The following is a 19157-nucleotide window of genomic DNA, read 5'->3' on the forward strand; positions in this document are numbered from 1 at the left end:
TCTGGCACCGCGCGCGTTCAATCTGATAGTTTACGCCAGATTTCACCGGGAGGAATTTGATGCGCAAGATCCTGACCGTGCTGGCGGCTCTGGCCTCGCTGAGCCTGACCAATTGCGGCTACAACGCGATCCAGAGCGAGGACGAGCAGATCAAGGGCAACTGGTCCGAGGTCGTGAACCAGTATCAGCGCCGCGCCGATCTCGTGCCCAATCTCGTCAACTCGGTAAAGGGCTTTGCGCAGCAGGAGAAGGACGTGCTGCTCGGCGTCACTAATGCGCGCGCCAAGGTCGGCAGCATCCAGGCGACGCCTGAGGTGCTGAACGACCCCGCCGCCTTCCAGAAGTTCCAGGCCGCCCAGGGCGAGCTCTCCAGCGCGCTGTCACGTCTCTTGGTCGTCACCGAGAACTATCCGCAGCTCAAGTCCGATGCGCTGTTCAAGGATTTGATGTCGCAGCTCGAAGGCACCGAGAACCGCATCACGGTCGCGCGCAACCGCTACATCAAGGCGGTGCAGGACTATAACGTCACCATTCGCTCCTTCCCGAGCAACCTCACCGCAATGATGTTCGGCTACAAGGAGAAGCCGAATTTCGCGGTCGAGAACGAAAAGGAGATCTCGACCGCGCCGAAGGTCGATTTCAATCCGGCGCCTGCGCCGTCGAAGTAGCTGCGCGCCGTTTTGCGAATGCGCCCAGCCCCACCCACCGCCGTCATTCCCCGCGAAGGCGGGGAATCCAGTACGCCGCGGCTCCTCCGTAGTCCTCTGGCGTCTCTGGAATACTGGATCGCCCGGTCAAGCCGGGCGATGACAGCGAGGTTGTGGCAAGCGATAGCCGTATTCGTACTCCTCCTCGCATTCAATTTCCCCGCCCTTGCCGACGTCGCCATCCCGCAACTCACCGGTCGCGTGGTCGATCAGACCGRCACGCTGTCGAGCGGCGACATCGCCGCGTTGTCGCAAAAGCTGCGTGATTTCGAGACGCGCAAGGGCAGCCAAATCGCCGTCCTGATCGTGCCGACGACCCAGCCGGAGACGATCGAGCAGTTCTCGATCCGCGTCGCCGACGCCTGGAAGGTCGGCCGCAAGAAGGTGGACGACGGCGCGATCCTCATCGTCGCCAAGAACGACCGGCACTTGCGCATCGAGGTCGGCTACGGTCTCGAGGGCGCGCTCACCGACGTCACCTCGCGGCGGATCATCGACGAGATCATCACGCCGAAATTCAGGACGGGCGATTTCGCCGGCGGCATTACTGATGGCGTCGATCGCATGATCCGCGTGATCGACGGCGAGCCGCTGCCGGTGCCTTCGCCGACTGTGAATTTCGGCAATCTGGACGATATTGCGCCGCTGTTCATCGTGACGCTGTTCGCCTCGATCGGGGTTGGCGGCTTCTTCCGGGCCATGCTGGGCCGGCTGCTTGGCTCATTGGCGACCGGCGGCATCATCGCGGCGCTGACCTGGCTCATTCTCGGATCCTTCGCAATCGCGCTCGCGCTCGGAGCGCTGGGCTTCGTCATCGGCTTCATCGCCGATCTGTTTGCGGCGATGGCGCCAGCCACGAGATCGTCGCGCGGCGGCTCGTGGTCGAGCGGCTCCTCGGGAGGTGGCTGGAGCAGCGGCTCGTCGTCCAGCGACAGCGGCGGTTTCAGCGGCGGCGGTGGCAGTTTTGGCGGCGGCGGCGCCTCGGGGAGCTGGTAGCGGTCATGGGCATCAAGCGCATTGCCAGACATCTCGTGCAGCATCATTGGCGGGCGAAGCAAATCTTTCCGCCAAAGGTGCTCGCCCGCATCGAGCAGGCGATCAAGCAGGGTGAGAGCACGCATTCCGGCCAGGTCCGCTTCGTCGTCGAAGGCGCGCTCGACGGGCGACCGCTGATCCGCAACCAGCCGGCCCGCGAGCGCGCGCTCGACGTGTTTTCGCATCTGCGTATCTGGGACACCGCGCACAACAACGGCGTCCTGATCTATCTCCTGCTCGCCGATCGCGACGTCGAGATCGTGGCCGACCGCGGTATTCACGCGAAGGTCGGTGACGAGGGCTGGGAGAGCATCTGCCGCGCGATGGAGGCCGAGTTCGCCTCCGGCCAGTTCGAGCGCGGTGTGATCGGCGGCATCGCTGCGGTGTCGCGCGAGCTGGCGCGACATTTCCCACCGCAAGGCCCGCATGCGAACGAGCTGCCGGATGCGCCGGTGGTGATGTGACGGATAGTGATGTGGGCGGAGCGGTGACGTGAACGGAGTGGGCGCCGCCCACTCCGTCATTGCGAGGAGCTCTTGCGACGAAGCAATCCAGACTGCGGCCTTGGAAAGATTCTGGATTGCTTCGCTGCGCTCGCAATGACGGTGTGGAGGCAGCCATTCCGCGGCCGTTCATCTTCCCCCGCTTACAATTTGTTTCACGCCCGCCACACCGGTTCCACGTTCCCGGCCCAATTCGGCCCCGGATGACTTCCTAAAATTTCGGTAAGCGGGTCCCGAAGTAAGGATTTCGCAAGCAATGAAAGTTACCAAAAGGTCAATCCAGAGTGGAGTATTCGAACTGTGAGCGAACCAATGGCTGAGCAGGCTGCCCAGGATACGAGCGTCGTGGAAGCTTCGACCGCGCCGCAGGCCGTCGAGGCTGCCGGCATCGAGGCCCCCTCGATCGCCCCCGACCATGAGTCGCCGCCCAAGCCCGATCCAGTCAAGGCAGAGGCCCCGAAGGTCGAGCCGCCCCGGATCGAAGTGCCGAAGTTCGAGACCAAGCCGGAGCCGAAGCCCGGCAAGCTCATCGTCATGGCACCGTCGGAGCGCTCGTGGGAGCGCGAGGAGTTTGCCCCGCATGTGAAGGCGGACGAGTCGCGCGAGACCGGCGACAAGCGCCGCCTGTCGGCGATGGCCGCGGTGGTGGCGATTGCGGCCAGCGTCGGCGCCATCAGCGGCGCGCTCGCGACCGCCGGCATGATGCATTTCGCAGCCCCGGCCCCCGCGCCGGCGCAGGTCGCCGACACCAGCGCGCTGGAATCCTCGGTTGCCAGGATCGATGCCGATGTCGTCGCACTGAAGGCGAATGTCGAGCACACCTCCAAGACTGGCCTCAGCCAGTTCAATCGCGCCAATGACCGCCTCGACAAGCTCGAGAAGGCCCAGGCCGAGCCGATGGCCAAAATCGCAAAGCTGTCCGAGACCGTCGACAAGCTCCGCGCCACGCCGCCCGCGGCCCCCGCGCAGGCCGCGGCAGCCGCCGCGAAGGAGACCACCGGCTCGATCGCGCCGACCCAGGTTGCGACCGCCGCCGCCGCACCGGTTCCGGCCCCAGCCGCGCCCAAGACCGAGGTCGGCCGGTTGCCGACGATCGACGGCTGGGTGCTGCGCGACGTCGCCAATGGCGGCGCACTGATCGAGGGCCGCGGAGGCCTCTACGAGGTCTATGCCGGTGACCCGATCCCCGGAATTGGCCGCGTCGATGCGATCCGCCGTCAGGACGGCCGCTGGGTCGTCGTCACCAGCAAGGGCCTGATCGTCGCACGCTGAGCGTTCGATATCCGCTCTTCAAAGAGGCGCTTCACCACCATGTGAGGCGCCTTTTGACTTGAATAGGCCGGCTTACGCGGTGTTACTGAAGGCATGAGCCGCGCGTTGCGAATTCTCTTTGCTGCCGCCGTCTTGCTTGGCGGAACTGTTTCGCTTTTCGCAGCGGAGAACGCGCCGTTGACGCGCGGCACGGCGATCATCGATCCCGATCTGCTCCGCAAGCTCGACCAGAACGATTCGCTTACGATCTTGCGCCTGCTATGGCCGGAGCGGAACGCAAACGTTCCGCTGACGACCGATTTGCTGTTCTCGTCGCTGTCGCAGCTCAAGGGAATTCCACCCGCGATCGACGCGGAGTTCGACCACTACATCATCCGGCAGAAGGCGGCGTACCCGACCGAAACCATCGGCGTCGGCGAAGGCTTTGACGTGCAGCTGTTCGATCGGGCCAATCTCAAATCCCGCGACACCCGCTTCGTGCTGGCGGGCATCGTCAATCGCATGGACCGCGCCTATGTCTCGGAGGAGGCGTGCGGCGAGATCAGGCTGATTTATCGGCTGGTGCGTTTCGAGAGTAAGCCGGAAGGTGGCAAGACCGCGACGCGCCTGCCGATGACGTTCAATCTGGTGATGAAGGCACGCGATGCGCGCCAGACCGATGCGAACGGAAAGCCTGTTACCTGTGCCGAGGTCGCGCGGCGCTGGCTCGACAATGGCGACTGGCAGGGGCTGATCGGCGGCGGCATCTCTCCTTCCGACGCCATGCTCGATCGCATCGAGACCAATATCCAGATCTCGATCGCGCCGAAATCGGCATTGCACGATTTCCGTTCCGACTATCTGCTCAAGGTGTTCAAATATAACCCCGCGACGAAGACGTTCGAGGAATCGACGCTGGAGAACCAGATCGACCGCGACCGCATCCTCGCCGACAACGATCTTCGACGTGATTTCAAAGCCTGGCTGCTCGCGCCGGAAAATCTCCGCGAGTTCGATCGCGGCACAGTGCTGATCCCCGAGACATTCCTGGCCAAGGCCGCGGTGGTGCCGACGCCGGCGGGCCTTGACGCTTCGCCGTTGCAGCCGGAGTTCGGCATGGTGCAAGGGGAGGACAGGGACAGCAACAAGGGCGAGCCGGTCTTCACCGACAACGACGTGGTCGGCGCGCTGAAGCAGGCGGCGGCGCGTGGCATCGACATGCAGAACATCCGCTCGGTCGCGGGCTTCCAGCGCCGCCTCAACGACGTCACCTGCGCCGGCTGCCACCAGACCCGCGGCATCGGCGGCTTCCATTTTCCGGGCGTCGATTGGCTGGCGGACAAACCGTCGAACTCCACCATCGTGCCGGCCTCGCCGCATTTCTTCGGCGACCAGGTTCGCCGCCGCGACATCCTGACCGCATTCGCCGCGGGAAAACGCCCTGATTTCTCACGCGGATTTGCCAGCCGGCCGCAGACCCGCGGCAGCGGCGAGCTGGCCGGCACCGAATATCAGGATGGTTGGGGTGCCCATTGTGCCCTGCAAAATGCGGGATCGGGAACGCCGGATAAGAGTTTTACGTCATGGAGCTGTGCTAAAGGTCTCACCTGTCAGGCTGCCGCGGCATCGAGCCGCATCGGCATGTGCTTCATCAAGACGCGTTAGCGCGTGATCCGAAAAAGTGTGTAGCGGTTTTTCGAAAAGGTCACGCGCCAGATAAAACCAGCAACCGGTTTGGATGACCCATGACTGAGACCAGCGACGCCGACAAGGAGCGCAATCGCGAGATCGCGCGCAATGAGGAAGCCAAGCAGGTCACCGGCAGCATCCGCGTCAGCACCTGGGCGGTCGCGGTGGTCGTCATCGTCGGCGGGATTCTGTTCACGCTGGGCTGGCTGGCACTGCGGGGTTAGTGCCAGCGCCCTCACTTCGCGTAATTCGTCATCCGCTTGCCGGGCAAGAGTTCATAGGCCGGCTTCCAGCCGGGCAGGGTGGCCATGCGGCCGAGCCAGGCGTGGACGGCAGGATGGCTCGCCGCGAAATCAAAACCGTGCTCGTCGCTCGGATAGTGCAGGTAGGCCATCATCGAGATATCGGCGACCGTCGGCCTCGCCCCGATCGCAAAGGCATTGTGCTGGAGATGTCCGTCGAGAATGCCGAGGAAGTCCTCGAGCCGCCGGCGAAAATGCTTCAGCACCTGCGGATCGTTTTTCTCAGTGAACGCCCGCATGAAGCGATAGGTCGCCATGTAGCCGGTGAGCTTGTGGTTGTCCCAGAACAGCCAGCGCAGCAGCTCGAACTTCTCGTCCTCGGTCTCGGCACCGAAACGGCCGTACTGCCCGGCAAGCTTCAGCAGCAAGGGCGCGGTCTGTGTCATCTTCACGCCGTCGACCTCGAGCACGGGAATCTCGCCCATCGCGTTCACGGCCTTGCGCCATTCCGCCGTGCGCGTGACGCCACCACCGAAATCGGTCCACACCGGCTCGAACCTCTCGCCGCAAAGCGTCAGCATCAGCGCCAGCTTGTAGCTGTTGCCGGACTCCGGGAAGTAGTGCAGGCGATATTTGGGCATGAGGGCCTCACGAGACGCGATGTTGTCGTGAGTTTATAGCGAGATCGTCCCACGCCGTCATTGCGAGCGCAGCGAAGCAATCCAGCAATGCATCCGCGGTGGGATTCTGGATTGCTTCGCTGCGCTCGCAATGACGTCGTCTGTGACGACGAGCTACCTCCCCAACGTCGTCCCGGACAAGCGCGGCGAAGCGGAGCGCAGATCCGGGACCCATAACCACAGGAAGGTGTTTGGCGAAGACTCGGAGTTGGCAGCTCGTGTCACAACCACTCCCTGTGGTTATGGGTCCCGGGCTCGCGCCTTGCGCGCCCCGGGACGACAGGGGAGTTTGTGGCGCCGCCCTACCCCACCGCGCCTGACGACCGCAGCTGCTTGATTGCCTTCTCGTCGTATCCCGCCCCGCGCAAAATCTCGTCACTGTGCTCGCCGACGGCCGGCGGCTTGCGCGGCTGGACCTTCTTGGCGCCGTCGATCCAGATCGGGCTGGAGATGGTGAGCATGGTGTCGTTCTCGAACGGCACCAGCACCTCGTTGTCGAGCATCTGCTTGTCGTTGGGGATGTCGTCGAGAATGCCGACGATGCCGAACACCAGTCCGTTRCCGTCGAGGATCCTGCGCCACTCGGCGAGATCCCTGGTGGCAAACGTCTCGTCAAAAATCTTGATCAGCTCGACCGAGCGGGCGTGGCGGTCAGCCTTGGTGGCAAAGCGCGGATCGGTGATCAGGTCTTCGCGTCCCAGGCATTTGGCGAGCGTCGGAAACTGCTTCTCCTCGCTCAGCAGCGACAGGATCAGCCAGCGGCCGTCCTTGCACTGGTAGTGGTTGGCGACCGCATTCAGCGCGCGCTCGCGCGGCCGCCGCTCGGCGAACCTGGCGCCGCAGAGCTTGGCCTGCGCCAGCGTGCCCGCGGCCCACACCCCGTTCGCCATCAGATTGGAGGCGACATGCGAGCCCTTGCCGGTCTTCTCGCGCTGATACAGCGCGGTGACGATGGCGCCATAGAACGCCATGGCGCAGGGATGGTCGCCCATGCCGGCGACCGAGCGGGCCGGCGTCGTGTGGGTGTCGGCGCGGACGAGGTCCATCAGGCCGGAGCGCGCCCAATAGGCGTTGCTGTCGAAGCCGGGCTTGTTGGCCTCTTCGCCCTTCTCGCCATAGCCGGTGAACGAGGCGTAGATCAGCCGGTCGTTGAGATGGGCGAGGTGGTCATAGGTGATGCCGAGCTTGGCGCGCACCGGCGGCGGCATGTTGGTGATGAAGACGTCGGCCTCTTCGACCAGCTTGTAGAGCACGGCCTGCGCCTCCGGCTTAGAGAGGTCGAGCGCGATGCTCTTCTTGTTGCGGGCCTCCAGCAGCCAGGCGAAATTGTGCTCGCTGCTCGGATAGCCCGGAATGTTGGGCAGATTGCGGTAGGGGTCGCCGGCGCCGGGCGGCTCGATCTTGATGACGTCGGCGCCGAAATCCGACAGCACGGTCGCGGCCGCGGGCGCTGCGATGAAGCTCGCGCAGTCCAGAACCTTGAGCCCTGCAAAAATGCCCTTTTCCATCGCGGCGTAGCTCCCTCGCTCTTGTTGTTTCCCGCGCGCTGGAATTGGCGCAGATCAAGTCATGGCAGCATTAGACCGATGTTTCAGCGGGATGCAACGGCGCCAGGCGCAGGGCCTCACTCCTCCCCCGCAAGCAGCGCGGCATTGCCGCCGGCTGCCGCGGTGTTGATCGTCACGGTCTGCTCGGTCGCAAAGCGTGCGAGATAATGCGGGCCGCCCGCTTTCGGGCCGGTTCCGGACAGCCCGTTGCCGCCGAATGGCTGCACGCCGACCACGGCGCCGATCATGTTGCGGTTGACATAGATGTTGCCGACCTGCACGCGATCGATGATCGCCTCGATGGTGTCGTCGATCCGGGAGTGAATGCCGAGCGTGAGTCCATAGCCGCTGCGCTCGATCGCCTGCAGGACGCGGTCGAGGTTTTCCGCGCGATAGCGCACGACGTGCAGGATCGGTCCGAACACCTCCTCGGTGAGCTGGCCGGCGTCCTTGAGCTCGAAAATGTGCGGGGCGACGAAGCAGCCCTCGGGCGCAGTGCCGGCAAAGTGCAGCCGCGCCTCGCTCTTCATCCGCGCGATATGCGCATCGAGGCGCTGCTTGGCCTCGGCGTCGATCACCGGACCGACATGGGTCGCGACATCTGCGGGATCACCAATCCTGAGTTCGCGAGCAGCGCCCGCGATCATCTCGATCATGCGGTCGGCAACATCCTCCTGCACGAACAGCAGCCGCAGCGCCGAGCAGCGCTGGCCGGCGGAGCGGAAGGCCGAGGTCACGACGTCGTCGGCGACCTGCTCGGGCAGCGCGGTCGCATCCGCGATCATGGCGTTGATGCCGCCGGTCTCCGCGATCAGAGGCACGATGGGCCCGTCCTTGGCGGCGAGCGTCCGGTTGATCAGGCGCGCGACCTCGGTCGAGCCGGTGAAGACGACGCCGGCGATGTCGGCATGCGCGGTCAGCACGGCGCCGATGCGGCCGTCGCCGGTGACGAGATGCAGCGCGCTCTTGGGAATGCCGGCCTCGTGGAGCAGGGCTACGGCCTCGCGGGCGATGCGCGGCGTCTGCTCGGCCGGTTTTGCGACGACGCTGTTGCCGGCCATCAGCGCCGCCGTGACCTGGCCTAGGAAGATCGCCAGCGGAAAATTCCACGGCGAGATCGCGACGAAGGCGCCGCGCCCGCGCATGGCGAGCGCATTGCTCTCGCCGGTCGGGCCCGGCATGGCGGCATCAACGCCGAACAGCTTTCGACCCTGCGCGGCATAATAGCGGCAGAAGTCGGCGGCCTCGCGCAGCTCCGATAGCGCATCGTCCAGCGTCTTGCCGCCCTCGGCTTGCAGCAGCGCGATGAAATGGGCGCTCCGGCTCTCCAGAAGATGCGCGGCCTGCTCCAGTGCGGCCGCGCGCGTAGCCGCCGGCGTCCGGCTCCAGGCGGCAAAGCCGGCGCGCGCAGCAGTCACCGCCGCATTGGCTCGGTCCGGCGTTGCGTCGGCTATGGGCTTGAGGTCGGCTGCCTCGGCCTTCACGTCTGCCAGCAACCGGTCGAGGGCCGCGCGCGCGCCGAATTCGACGCCGCGCGAATTGCACCGCTCCGGCGCGAACAGATCGCCCGGCAGCGGAATTCTGGGATGGGCCGCCGCTTGCGGCCGGACGATGGCATCGGCCGGACGCTGCAACAGCGCCACAACCGGCACGCGATAGTCGGCCGCCTGCGCCACGAACGACGAGTTGGCGCCGTTCTCCAGCAGCCGCCGCACCAGATAGGCGAGCAGGTCGCGGTGGCTGCCGACCGGGGCATAGGTACGATAAGCGATGTCGGGGTGATCCTTGGCGAGCTGTTCATAAAGCGCCTCGCCCATGCCGTGCAGGCGCTGGAATTCGAAGCCGCCACCATCTTGCGCAAGCTCCAGCACGGTCGCGACCGTCAGCGCGTTGTGGGTGGCGAATTGCGGGAAGATGCGCGGCCGCAGACTCAAAAGCTTCGAAGCGCAGGCGACGTAGTTCAGATCCGTCATCGCCTTGCGCGTGAACACGGGATAGCCGTCCAGCCCGCGCTCCTGCGCGCGCTTGATCTCGGTGTCCCAATAGGCGCCCTTGACCAGCCGCACCATCAGCTGGCGGTCATGCGCGCGCGCCAGCGCGTCGACATAGTCGATCACGGCGCTCGCGCGCTTCTGATAGGCCTGGATCGCCAGCCCAAAGCCGTCCCAGCCGCTGAGCGAGGGGTCGGCGAGCGTCGCCGCGATCACGTCGAGCGACAGCYCCAGCCGGTCGGCTTCCTCGGCATCGACGGTGAAGTTCAGATCATGGGCCTTGGCGCGCTGCGCCAGATCGAGCAGCTGCGGCACCAGCTCGGCCATCACGCGCGCGCGGCTGATCGCCTCGAAGCGCGGATGCAGCGCCGACAGCTTGACCGAGATGCCGGGACGGTCGGGCAGGGGATGGTTGCCGGCCGCCTTGCCAATGGTCAGAATCGCGCTCGCATAGGCGTCGAAATAGCGCCTGGCGTCCGCCGCGGTGCGCGCGCCTTCGCCGAGCATGTCGAAGGAGTAGCGCGTCTTTTGACCGGAGCGCGGACGGCCTCGCTCCAGCGCCTGCTCGATGGTCTCGCCCAGCACGAAATGGTTGCCCATCAGCCGCATCGCCTGGCGCGTGGCGGTGCGCACCGCCGGCGCGCCCAGCCGCTTCACCAGCCGGCCGATGGTGCCGTCGGGCGTCTCGCCGGGCTGGATCACCCGCGCCGAGAGGCCGAGCGCCCAGGCCGAGGCGTTGACCAGGAAGGCGGTGGACTTGGTCTCGTGGTGGATGAAGTCGCCCTCGCCGAGCTTGTCCTCGATGAACTGGTCGGCGGTGCGCGCGTCGGGCACGCGGAGCAGCGCCTCGGCTAGCACCATCAGGGCGAGCCCCTCCTTGGTCGAGAGCGCGAACTCCCGCAGCATGTCCTCGACACCGCCAAGCCGGTCGTCGCGCTTGCGGATCGCCTCGATCAGCCGCGTCGCGGTGCGGTCGATCCGCGCCTCCTGCGGCGGGCCGAGATGCGAAGCCGGCAAGAGCCGCGCGGCAATCTCGGCATCATCGGGCGCGTAGGGGGCGGTGAAGGGCGGCGGGATGTTCGGCATGGCGTGTCCTGTGGCTGAAATCCAGGATAAGGCCCGCTAGACCGTAGTTCGATAGACAAATTAGTCATTTTGCCTTAGGAAATGAAGATCATTGCTATATTGGCCACATAAAATATGGAACTCGATCGAATTGACCGGAAGATCCTCTCAATTCTGCAGCAGGACGGGCGCATCGCCAATGTCGAGCTCGCCGAGCGCATCGGGCTGTCGCCGACCTCGGTCGGCGAGCGGCTGAAGCGGTTGCAGCGGGAGGGCTTTGTCGAGGGCTACGGCGCGCGGCTCAATCCGCACCGGCTCGGCCTGGGTCTTCTGGTGTTCGTCGAGGTGCTGCTCGACAAGACCACGCCGGACAATTTCGAGCGGTTCGCGCGCGCGGTGAAACTCGCACCCGAGGTGCTGGAGTGTCACATGGTTGCAGGAGGCTTCGACTATCTTGTGAAGGCGCGGCTTGCGGACATGACCGCCTATCGACGCTTCCTCGGCGAGACGTTGCTGTCGATGCCGGGCGTGCGCGAGACGCGAACCTATGCGGTGATGGAAGAGATCAAGCGCGACGCACCATTGCCGGTGGACTAACGAAGGGCCGTCGCGATTGTCATTGCTGTGGCGTTGAACGAGCGGTCTTCGCGGGAAAATAGCTCTCCGTGTGCAATCGCAACGCCCGTCGTCGAATGCACTGGCCGTCTTCTAAAATTTTTTTGGCCCGGCTCCCGGACAGATCCGGGAGGCAGCAAAGGCTGCCGGGCTTATACTTTGAGGTTCTCTGCGGAGGTCTTGCCCCGGTTTGCGATCTCTTCGTATTCCACCGTCTGTCCTTCGTTCAGGGACGACAGACCGGCTTTCTGCACTGCCGAGATATGCACGAACACATCCTTGCCGCCCGACGCAGGCTGGATAAATCCATAACCCTTCGTCGGGTTGAACCACTTGACCGTACCTTTAGCCATCACGTCTTCTCCGCGGGTCTTCCTCCGAGATCTCGAACCGCCAGTCCCCGCCAACCGGCCGGTTCGGTCCTAACAGGATACGCGGAATGTGGCCGGCTTGGTAGCTCAAACCATATCGGCATTTCGCCGAATTCCGCTCAACTTCGCAGCGTTTTTGCCGATTTTGCCCGTTTCGCGGTCAATTGATCGGCACGCCGCGCGCCATCCGTCAATAAGTCGCGGCCAGATAATCGACGATCTTGCCGACATCGGCATCGTCGATCGGGGCGCCATAGACCTTGATCATCTTGGTCACCTCGGCCTGCCAAAAACCTTTCTTGTCCTTCATCGGCGGCTGCGTGTTGACGTAATCGGCCGAGTGGCAGGCGCTGCAATTGCCCTGCACGACCTCGAGATTGGGGCCCGGCTTGAAGGCGGCGACCTCGTCGGGCGTCTTGTAGTTGAGCGGCGCTGCAAGGGCCGAACCGACCATTGCGGCGACGGCGAGTGAGATGGCGAGGAGAACGGTGCGCTGCATGATCATTCTCCCTCAGGCCACGGTGACGCGGACGGTTTCGACGACGTTGCGTAGATAACCCGCCGGGTTCCAGCGTGGCGCATCCGGCTGGGTCTCGCCGCCATTGCCGGTGGCGCGCACCTTGAGCTCGTGGGCGCCCGCCGCGAGCTTCACCGGCAGCTTCCATTCACGGAATGAGTATTTGCCGAGATCCTTGCCGAGCTTGGCGCTGACCCAGGTCTTTCCGCCGTCGGTGGAAACCTGGACGTCCTTGATGCCCTTGCCGCCGTCGAAGGCGATGCCGCGCAGCGTCGTGCCGCCGGCCTTCAGCTTGGCGCCATCGGGAACGCTGGTGATGAAGGATCGGATGGTGAAGCGGTTGATCGGGATCGTCGCCTTCGGCGCGGTGCCCGGTTCGACCGCATTGTTCGGCGTGTCCGGAATGCGATAGGCCGACTTCATCCAGAAGCCGTCATAGACATTGTCGATGACGGTGATCTCGTTGAGGTGCTTGACCCAGTAGGTGCCGTAATAGCCGGGCACGATCAGGCGCAGCGGAAAGCCGTTGAGGAACGGCAGGTCCTCGCCGTTCATGCCATAGGCCAGCATCACCTCGCCGTCGGTGGCGTGCTCGAGATCGAGCGCCTTGACGAAATCGGGCGTCTTGTCGCTGACGGGGCCGTCCATGCCGTTGAAGGTGACCTGCTTGGCGCCGCTCTGCACGCCCGCCATCTCCAGCACGGCCTTCAGCGGCACGCCGCGCCAGCGCGCATTGCCCATGGCGCCATTGGCGAGCTGGCCACCGGCGACACGCGGCTCGGAGAAGCCGCGGCTGTTGCCGGAGCACTGATTGACGGCGACGATCTCGGTCGCCTTCATTTTCCTGATGTCCTTGAGCGACAGCTTGAGCGGCTTGTCGACCTTGCCCTTGACCTCGAGCGTGAACTTGTCGGGATCGAGATTGTAAGGCAGGTCCGAGAGGTGATAGCGCACGAAGAACGCGTTATTCGGCGTGATCGGACCGTCGTTGAAGATCGCGAACGGCGTCTCGAGCTGCGGCGGCCGGCTGGTCAGGCCGATCATCGGCCGCTTCTGCGGATATTTCACCAGCGGCCGCTCGCCATTGGCGAAGGGAAGCGTGACGGTGTCGAGTGCCAGCGCCCTGGTGGAATTCAGTGTGGCCGCCATAGCGGCAAGGCCCGCTCCTTTGAGCAGGTCGCGTCGATCGAACATTCTCGTCTCCTCCCGGAGCTTTTCGTTGGACCGCAGTCATCACCGCGATCCCGCGCTCATCTGTCGCAACGATCGAGATGAAGTCAATTCGTGCTTTCGCAGCAGGCCCATGTCGCTGCGTTGCAGCAAGCCGGTGTTACGTTCGTAACGAGATTGCCGAGCTGTAGCCGCAGTGACAGTGCACTCCCTCGCCCCGCCTGCGGGGAGAGGGGTGGGGTGAGGGGGAGTCTCCGCGAGCGAGGTGAGAGTTGGATTCGCGGAGGCTCCCCCTCACCCGGAATCCGCGCTGCGCGCGCATTCCGACCTCTCCCCGCTTGCGGGGAGAGGTGAAGAATCAGGCCGCGACGCGCTCGCTTCGGTCAACCAGCGCCGACAGCTGCCTCGTGTCCGCAACGACGCGCACGGCCAGGGGCTCGTCGCGGCCGCGGATCGCGACCTCCTGCTGCGGCAGCGCATCGTCGGCAAGGCCCGCGGTGCGGCGGACCTCCTCCGAGACGATCGCTTCGCAGGCCAGCGTCTTGGTCATGTCCTGGAGGCGGGCCGCGACATTGACGGCATCGCCGAGCGCGGTGAAGACGATGTGATCGCGATAGCCGATATCGCCGATGATCACCTCGCCGCCGTGAATGCCAATGCCGAAGCGGATCGGCTGGCGGAGATCGTGGCTCAGGAGCTCGTTGAGCTCGTCGATATGCGTGGCGATGCCGGCGGCAGCCTTCAGCGCTTGTCGGCAGGCGGTCTCCGGATCGGCTGACAGCCCGAACAGCGCCAGCATGCCGTCGCCGACGAACTGGTTCGGCTGGCCGCCATTCTCGATCACGGCCCGCGAGACGGCGCCGAGGAAGCGGTTGACGATGAAAACGGTGTCGAATGGCAGCCGCTTCTCGGCAAGCTGCGTCGAACCGCGCATGTCCACGAACAGGCTGACGAGGTAGCGCTCCTGGCCGATTCTGGCTGATGTCGAGGCCTGTCCGTCCGCCGAATGCGTGTGGGGCGTGAAGAGCTGGAAGAAGGAGAGGTCGGAGTCCGGCCGCAGCTGGCAGGCAAGCCGGATCGAGGGATCGGCGGTGCCGACGCGCGCGAGCACGAAGGCCTCGCGCTGCGACGGCACGGGCAGGGCGGCATGATCGCCGATGATGCGGATGCGGCAGGTCGAGCAGCGGGCGCGGCCGCCGCAGACGCTGGCATGCGGCACATTGTGGCGCAGGCTCGCCTCCAGCACGGAGAGACCCTTCGGCACGCGCACCGTCTTGCCGTTGCCGTAGGACAGCGCGATCATGCCGCGGCGCCGCTCGCGCAAGGCGCGCACGCCGCGTGCCGCCAGCGCCAGTCCGAGCAGGCCGACATAGCCGATGGTGAGGCCGCCGGTGATGCGGTCGAGCGTCGCGGCTTCCGCGGTCGAGCCGAGCTGGCGGCGGGTGAGATTGTGCGTGCGCCATTCGCCGTCGTCGACCTCGATCTGGACACTGCGTCCGCCCTGGTAGACGCCGAGCAGCGACAGCGTCGGGATCAGCACGGCGGCGGCGAGCAGATAAGGCGCGGCGCGCGCGAAGAACGGTTTCAGGCGCAGCCAGAAATAGATGCCGATGCAGCCATGGACCCAGGCGATGATCAGCAGGATCGTCATGGTCCAGATGCGGTTCGAGGTGACGAAGAACAGATAGAGTTCCTGCGGATAGAGTTTCTGGTGCCCGTACAGCGTGTAGCCGAGCCGGACGCCGATCACATGGGCCATGACGAGGGCGGGGATGCTCAAGCCAAGCACGAGCTGGAGCGGCTCGATCGTCCGCCAGCGGAACTGGCGGCGTTGATAGAGCGCGTAGATGCCGAGCCCCATATGCGTGAGCGCGGCCGTATAGAACACGATCGCGATGGGGAGGAACCGCCAGAACGCCGTGTGATAGTAGACCCCGATCTCCATGGCATCGACCGAGATGTTGCCGAGCGCATGGTTGAGGAAATGGCTCACCACGTAGGAGAACAGGATGACGCCGCAGACCAGCCGAACCTGCCGCATGCTGGTCGCGCGGGACAGTTCGGACAATCGTGAGGATGCAGTGGCCATGATTCAGTTTGTATCAGTTCATGAAGGAGAACAGCCAGCGTAGCGTTTAATTCCAGGGGCGGACAGCTGGCCTGATCACATGCGCGGCAAGGTTACCGAACCGTAGGGTGGGCAAAGGCGCGCGCCACACCCACCGCTGTCGTCCCGGACAAGCGGCGCGCCGATCCGGGATCCATAGCCACAGGATCGGATTTGACGAAGACTCGTGGTTACCAGTTCGCGCCACGACTCCTCCCTGTGGCTATGGGTCCCGGGCTCGCGACTTCGTCGCGCCCCGGGACGACACCGGTGTTTGCGGCACCACCCCCTGCATTGACTCCCCCTCCCAGGTTGGCGAAAAGCGCGGCCGTGACGACAGCCCCTGATATGACCGTGTCCCCAGCCGGCGCCGCGCGCCGACCCCTCGTTATGGCCGTGCTCGTCATTGCCGCGATGACGCTGCTGCGGATCGTCTACGCCTCCGCGATCGAGCTGCGCACCGACGAGGCCTATTACTGGACCTGGTCGAAGGAGGCAGCGCTCAGCTTCCTCGATCATCCCCCCATGATCGCCTGGTTCATCCGTTTTGGCACCGCGATCTTCGGCGACACCGTGCTCGGCGTCCGCTTCGGCGGCATCGTCGCGATGCTGGTGACGCAGCTGCTGCTCGCCGACATGGTCCGCCGCCTCACTCATGATGCGCGCGCCATCATGTTCGCGGTGCTGATGCCGGAGGCTGCGCTCTATTACGGCCTGCTGATGGCCAAGGTCGCGCCGGACGTTGCCATGATCCCGTTCGTGGTGGTGATGATGTGGGCCCTGGTGCGGCTCGCGCAGGGCGGCGACGGACGCTGGTGGCTGGCGGCGGGCCTGTTCGCCGGGCTGTCGATGCTGTCGAAATTCACCGCGATCATGTTCGCGCCGGCGGTCGCCGCGTTTCTGCTGGTGCCGGATTGGCGCTGGCGCTGGCTGCGCAGTCCTTACCCCTATCTCGCGGTGCTGATCGCGATCGCCGTGTTCTCCCCGGTGCTGATCTGGAACGCGCAGCACGACTGGGCCTCGTTCCGTTTCCAGGGCGTGCGGGCCACTGCCAATTACGGCATCTCGCTGCGCACCATCGGCGACTACATCGGCCTGCAATTCGGGCTGGTCGGCTTCGTCATGCTGCCGGTCGTGCTGTCAGGCCTCGTGATGACGGCGTGGCGCGGCTATCGCACGCGCGAGCCGGTCGCGATCCTGCTGTCGACCGCGGTGCTGGTGCCGTTCCTCTATTTCTTCTTCAAGTCGACGACGCTCAGGGTCGGCGACACCTGGCCGATGTTCATGTGGCCGGTCGGCTTTGCCGCCGCTGCGGTCAACCTCGTCATGCTGTCGCACGAGCACTGGTCGGCGCGGATGATCCGCTCGAGTATCTTCTGGCTCAACACGGCGGTCGTCACGGGGATCGCCTTCGTCGTCATCGTATTCCTGTACTACGTCGCCGCGCCCTGGAACCTACTCGGCAAGATCGATCCGATCGGCGCCGAAGCCGGCTACGAGCAGATCGCGGCGCGTGCGCAGGCTGCGCTCGACGAGACCGGCGCGACCTGGATCGCGACCACGGACTATCGCACCTACGCGATGATGCGCTGGCTGTTCAGGGGCCGCGTGCCCGTCGTCGAGATCAACGAACGCGGCCGCTTCCAGGATTTTCGCGATCCCGGCATGGATCGGATCAGCGGGCATGCGGGCATCTATGTCGGGCGAGAGCCGGACAATCGCGCACCGGTGTGGGGATCGATCCCTGCGAAGCGCGAGCAGCTCGGCCAGGTCGAACGTCGGTGGCGCGGCGTTCTGACGGATACCTACGTGATTGAGAAGCTCACCGGCTGGACGCCGGAACTCTCGCCGCCAACGGATTCGCCGCTGTTTCAATGGCGGGTGCTGGCGGGGGAATTCGAGAAACGTACGCTCGCCTAACGAGGCACCCTTCTTCCCTTCTCCCCTTGTGGGGGCCCAAATGCAAACGAGGCCACGCGTTGAAGCGGCCTGGCGTGGCATGAGAACAACATACAAACAGAAATCTGAGCTGATCGCTTAGCTGCAACCAGCATTTTTCCCGACATTCACAGGCCGCCATCCCAGATTACCACCCGCTCAGGCATTTAAGCCACTAAGCTGGAGCTATCGTGACGAAGCATATTTTCTCTTATTGATATTATCTACGGGGATAGGACATGTTTGATGTCTATCGCAATGGCAAGCGGGACTTCCTCGTCGTCAGCAACGGCTCTCCGATGCCCGCGCTCTACTCTTCCAACAAATGGCGCAAGAGCAGAGCGAGAGTTCTCAAGGTCAGCGACGAGATCAGGGCAGCCGTCCAGGAGCGAGGTTATTATCTTGGCAGCGTGCGGGTGACCAAGAAGGACCTGATCCACACCGAGTGCACCGTTGTYGATACGACACCGGGCAATCTCTGAACATCCGGCCGACTAGGCCGGCAACCGCGCCAGCCCGGCCTCAATCACGACGATGTCTTCCTCGATCTGCCGGATCGTACTCCTGCAGTCGATCCCGGTACATGCATCGAGATCTGCGATAAGTTTGCGACGCTGTGTTCGAAGCTCATCAAGAGCTGCTTGGTCCCTGAGGGAAACGTAGCCCTCCACGATCAGCTCAATTGCACCTGCCACCATCAAACTCCCCACGCCTTGTTAGCCCCGGCAAGGCACTCCCGACCAGCCGAGGATCGAGCGTGCCAATTGGTTACGCGGCTCAATCCCGCGCACTGAGTTCTTCCAGAACAACGCGCCTCCGCAACTCGTGCGCAGCAGCGGTCAAACGAGACCCTGCGATCAGCCCGAGCCGCCTCAATCTTGGCAGAGCGACGGGGTCGCACAGCTCGATGGAGAGCCCGGCGCCCAATATCGCAATGGCGCGTTGCTCCTCCGCGTCGAGATCAGTCCATGGGATGCCCTTCATCACCGGCCTCAAATCGTCCAGTGCACCTCAAAATCCAAACGCGCGCCTGATATGCCGCAGCATATCCATGGCCGCGTCGGTGTACCGGCCGTTGGTCAGGTATCGATCCAGTTGCAGTGTGCTGATCAGCGCCACAAGCGCTGCCATTAAGCCCTTAAACATTGGGCCTCTCCTGAAAGAGACCGCCAACCGGGCGTGTCGAAATATTGAGCCGTTCTCAGAATGCGCGCCGCATATGGCGGCCTAATATGCAAATGGTGACATTGACTGGTAACCAGTTTCTTAACGGGCTGATGCGCCGTGGATGGGGCGGCCAGAGGCTGACTTGAAAGCGGCGACTTGAATTGCCGCTTCCTTGTGCTCAGTTGCCATTAACTGCGGCACATAATCCTCCAATACTCGAAAGGGCTAACTCGATAGTTCGCTTGCGAGGTGCGGCTTGACTGAGCAACGTCATTTTACCGGACAATTGCCCTTTAACCCCGTCCGGGTCTGCCTCAGATCAGCCGGCGAGGGATGATATTCCGCTCGTTGGCTCGATTGGGTGGCATCAGCTGCTCGGAGCCTTTCGTGTGGTCCTTTGCTGTTGCGGCACTGTTCCTGGCGCTGTTGGTGTTTGGTGCGGTCGGGTTTATCATTGTCAGCTTCGACTTTCCCGATGAACCGCGAGCTTAAGCTTCGCTCTTTCAGACGGCGCGCCATGGGTCGGTCCGGCGAATGGCGCGAACGATGGCGCGGATAGCGC

Annotated in this window: 18 protein-coding genes; 9 read left to right on the forward strand and 9 right to left on the reverse strand. The window is 64.3% G+C overall.

From position 1 onward, the window contains the following. Positions 1-59: 59 nt before the first annotated feature. The 6 genes from AB4Z51_RS03465 (at position 60) to AB4Z51_RS03490 (ending at position 5409) form a co-directional block, all read left to right on the forward strand. Positions 60-668 carry a LemA family protein gene (locus tag AB4Z51_RS03465; RefSeq protein WP_063985447.1) on the forward strand — a complete coding sequence of 203 codons (609 nt, stop codon included), beginning with the start codon at positions 60-62 and terminating at the stop codon, positions 666-668. A gap of 138 nt (positions 669-806) precedes the next feature. After that, positions 807-1703, forward strand: a complete 897-nt coding sequence (locus AB4Z51_RS03470) for a TPM domain-containing protein (protein WP_441497053.1) — start codon at positions 807-809, stop codon at positions 1701-1703. A 5-nt stretch (positions 1704-1708) separates the two neighbouring features. Then, complete coding sequence (locus AB4Z51_RS03475; RefSeq protein ID WP_085399814.1) at positions 1709-2206, forward strand: TPM domain-containing protein; 498 nt, start codon at positions 1709-1711, stop codon at positions 2204-2206. Positions 2207-2557: 351 nt separating this feature from the next. Next, positions 2558-3517 (forward strand): hypothetical protein, encoded by a 960-nt coding sequence (locus tag AB4Z51_RS03480; protein ID WP_085399816.1) that lies wholly within the window; start codon positions 2558-2560, stop codon positions 3515-3517. A gap of 93 nt (positions 3518-3610) precedes the next feature. Then, on the forward strand, positions 3611-5161 hold the full coding sequence (locus AB4Z51_RS03485; protein WP_135215200.1) for a hypothetical protein: 1551 nt from the start codon (positions 3611-3613) through the stop codon (positions 5159-5161). 80 nt (positions 5162-5241) lie between these two features. After that, on the forward strand, positions 5242-5409 hold the full coding sequence (locus tag AB4Z51_RS03490) for a hypothetical protein (RefSeq protein ID WP_014492272.1): 168 nt from the start codon (positions 5242-5244) through the stop codon (positions 5407-5409). A gap of 11 nt (positions 5410-5420) precedes the next feature. Here AB4Z51_RS03490 and AB4Z51_RS03495 read toward each other — a convergent pair whose 3' ends face one another. From AB4Z51_RS03495 to putA, 3 genes are all read right to left on the reverse strand, one after another. Next, the gene (locus tag AB4Z51_RS03495) at positions 5421-6068 is read right to left on the reverse strand and encodes a glutathione S-transferase family protein (RefSeq protein ID WP_085399818.1); all 648 of its coding nucleotides are present in this window, start codon (positions 6066-6068) and stop codon (positions 5421-5423) included. Positions 6069-6409: 341 nt separating this feature from the next. Then, positions 6410-7615: a CaiB/BaiF CoA transferase family protein gene (locus tag AB4Z51_RS03500; protein WP_085399819.1), complete on the reverse strand. Its 1206-nt coding sequence runs from the start codon at positions 7613-7615 to the stop codon at positions 6410-6412. Positions 7616-7731: 116 nt separating this feature from the next. Continuing rightward, entirely contained in the window at positions 7732-10731 is a 3000-nt protein-coding gene (gene putA / locus AB4Z51_RS03505) for a bifunctional proline dehydrogenase/L-glutamate gamma-semialdehyde dehydrogenase PutA (RefSeq protein ID WP_441497054.1), read from the reverse strand. Positions 10732-10845: 114 nt separating this feature from the next. On the opposite strand from putA, the gene AB4Z51_RS03510 reads away from it, so the two are divergent. Next, positions 10846-11307 (forward strand): Lrp/AsnC ligand binding domain-containing protein, encoded by a 462-nt coding sequence (locus AB4Z51_RS03510; RefSeq protein WP_038954741.1) that lies wholly within the window; start codon positions 10846-10848, stop codon positions 11305-11307. Positions 11308-11477: 170 nt separating this feature from the next. Here AB4Z51_RS03510 and AB4Z51_RS03515 read toward each other — a convergent pair whose 3' ends face one another. The 4 genes from AB4Z51_RS03515 to AB4Z51_RS03530 form a co-directional block, all read right to left on the reverse strand. Further along, positions 11478-11678, reverse strand: a complete 201-nt coding sequence (locus tag AB4Z51_RS03515) for a cold-shock protein (protein ID WP_008134691.1) — start codon at positions 11676-11678, stop codon at positions 11478-11480. A 208-nt stretch (positions 11679-11886) separates the two neighbouring features. Then, a complete protein-coding gene (sorB, locus tag AB4Z51_RS03520) occupies positions 11887-12195 on the reverse strand; it encodes a SorB family sulfite dehydrogenase c-type cytochrome subunit (protein ID WP_071917135.1) in 309 nt (102 codons plus the stop codon). A gap of 12 nt (positions 12196-12207) precedes the next feature. Continuing rightward, positions 12208-13407, reverse strand: coding sequence for a SorA family sulfite dehydrogenase catalytic subunit (sorA, locus tag AB4Z51_RS03525; RefSeq protein WP_085399821.1), 1200 nt, complete (start codon positions 13405-13407; stop codon positions 12208-12210). 334 nt (positions 13408-13741) lie between these two features. Then, a complete protein-coding gene (locus AB4Z51_RS03530) occupies positions 13742-15472 on the reverse strand; it encodes an adenylate/guanylate cyclase domain-containing protein (protein WP_135215202.1) in 1731 nt (576 codons plus the stop codon). A 366-nt stretch (positions 15473-15838) separates the two neighbouring features. Here AB4Z51_RS03530 and AB4Z51_RS03535 point away from each other — a divergent pair, with 366 nt between their 5' ends. After that, positions 15839-17410 (forward strand): glycosyltransferase family 39 protein, encoded by a 1572-nt coding sequence (locus AB4Z51_RS03535; protein ID WP_441497055.1) that lies wholly within the window; start codon positions 15839-15841, stop codon positions 17408-17410. Between the two features lie 257 nt (positions 17411-17667). Beyond that, entirely contained in the window at positions 17668-17910 is a 243-nt protein-coding gene (locus tag AB4Z51_RS03540; RefSeq protein ID WP_085399824.1) for a hypothetical protein, read from the forward strand. A 12-nt stretch (positions 17911-17922) separates the two neighbouring features. Here AB4Z51_RS03540 and AB4Z51_RS03545 read toward each other — a convergent pair whose 3' ends face one another. Beyond that, on the reverse strand, positions 17923-18123 hold the full coding sequence (locus AB4Z51_RS03545) for a hypothetical protein (RefSeq protein ID WP_167768100.1): 201 nt from the start codon (positions 18121-18123) through the stop codon (positions 17923-17925). 316 nt (positions 18124-18439) lie between these two features. Further along, a complete protein-coding gene (locus tag AB4Z51_RS03550) occupies positions 18440-18574 on the reverse strand; it encodes a hypothetical protein (protein ID WP_275552114.1) in 135 nt (44 codons plus the stop codon). Positions 18575-19157 lie beyond the last annotated feature (583 nt).

The sequence above is a fragment of the Bradyrhizobium sp. 2TAF36 genome (assembly GCF_052114925.1).
GTDB lineage: Bacteria > Pseudomonadota > Alphaproteobacteria > Rhizobiales > Xanthobacteraceae > Bradyrhizobium > Bradyrhizobium barranii.

Coding starts and splice junctions, on each gene's coding strand:
- AB4Z51_RS03515 (WP_008134691.1), bottom strand. CDS start 11,678: ATGGCTAAAGGTACGGTCAAGTGGTTCAACCCGACGAAGGGTTATGGA.
- sorA (WP_085399821.1), bottom strand. CDS start 13,407: ATGTTCGATCGACGCGACCTGCTCAAAGGAGCGGGCCTTGCCGCTATG.
- AB4Z51_RS03530 (WP_135215202.1), bottom strand. CDS start 15,472: ATGGCCACTGCATCCTCACGATTGTCCGAACTGTCCCGCGCGACCAGC.
- AB4Z51_RS03465 (WP_063985447.1), top strand. CDS start 60: ATGCGCAAGATCCTGACCGTGCTGGCGGCTCTGGCCTCGCTGAGCCTG.
- AB4Z51_RS03495 (WP_085399818.1), bottom strand. CDS start 6,068: ATGCCCAAATATCGCCTGCACTACTTCCCGGAGTCCGGCAACAGCTAC.
- AB4Z51_RS03535 (WP_441497055.1), top strand. CDS start 15,839: ATGACCGTGTCCCCAGCCGGCGCCGCGCGCCGACCCCTCGTTATGGCC.
- AB4Z51_RS03485 (WP_135215200.1), top strand. CDS start 3,611: ATGAGCCGCGCGTTGCGAATTCTCTTTGCTGCCGCCGTCTTGCTTGGC.
- AB4Z51_RS03490 (WP_014492272.1), top strand. CDS start 5,242: ATGACTGAGACCAGCGACGCCGACAAGGAGCGCAATCGCGAGATCGCG.
- AB4Z51_RS03550 (WP_275552114.1), bottom strand. CDS start 18,574: ATGTTTAAGGGCTTAATGGCAGCGCTTGTGGCGCTGATCAGCACACTG.
- AB4Z51_RS03480 (WP_085399816.1), top strand. CDS start 2,558: ATGGCTGAGCAGGCTGCCCAGGATACGAGCGTCGTGGAAGCTTCGACC.
- AB4Z51_RS03510 (WP_038954741.1), top strand. CDS start 10,846: ATGGAACTCGATCGAATTGACCGGAAGATCCTCTCAATTCTGCAGCAG.
- sorB (WP_071917135.1), bottom strand. CDS start 12,195: ATGCAGCGCACCGTTCTCCTCGCCATCTCACTCGCCGTCGCCGCAATG.
- AB4Z51_RS03475 (WP_085399814.1), top strand. CDS start 1,709: ATGGGCATCAAGCGCATTGCCAGACATCTCGTGCAGCATCATTGGCGG.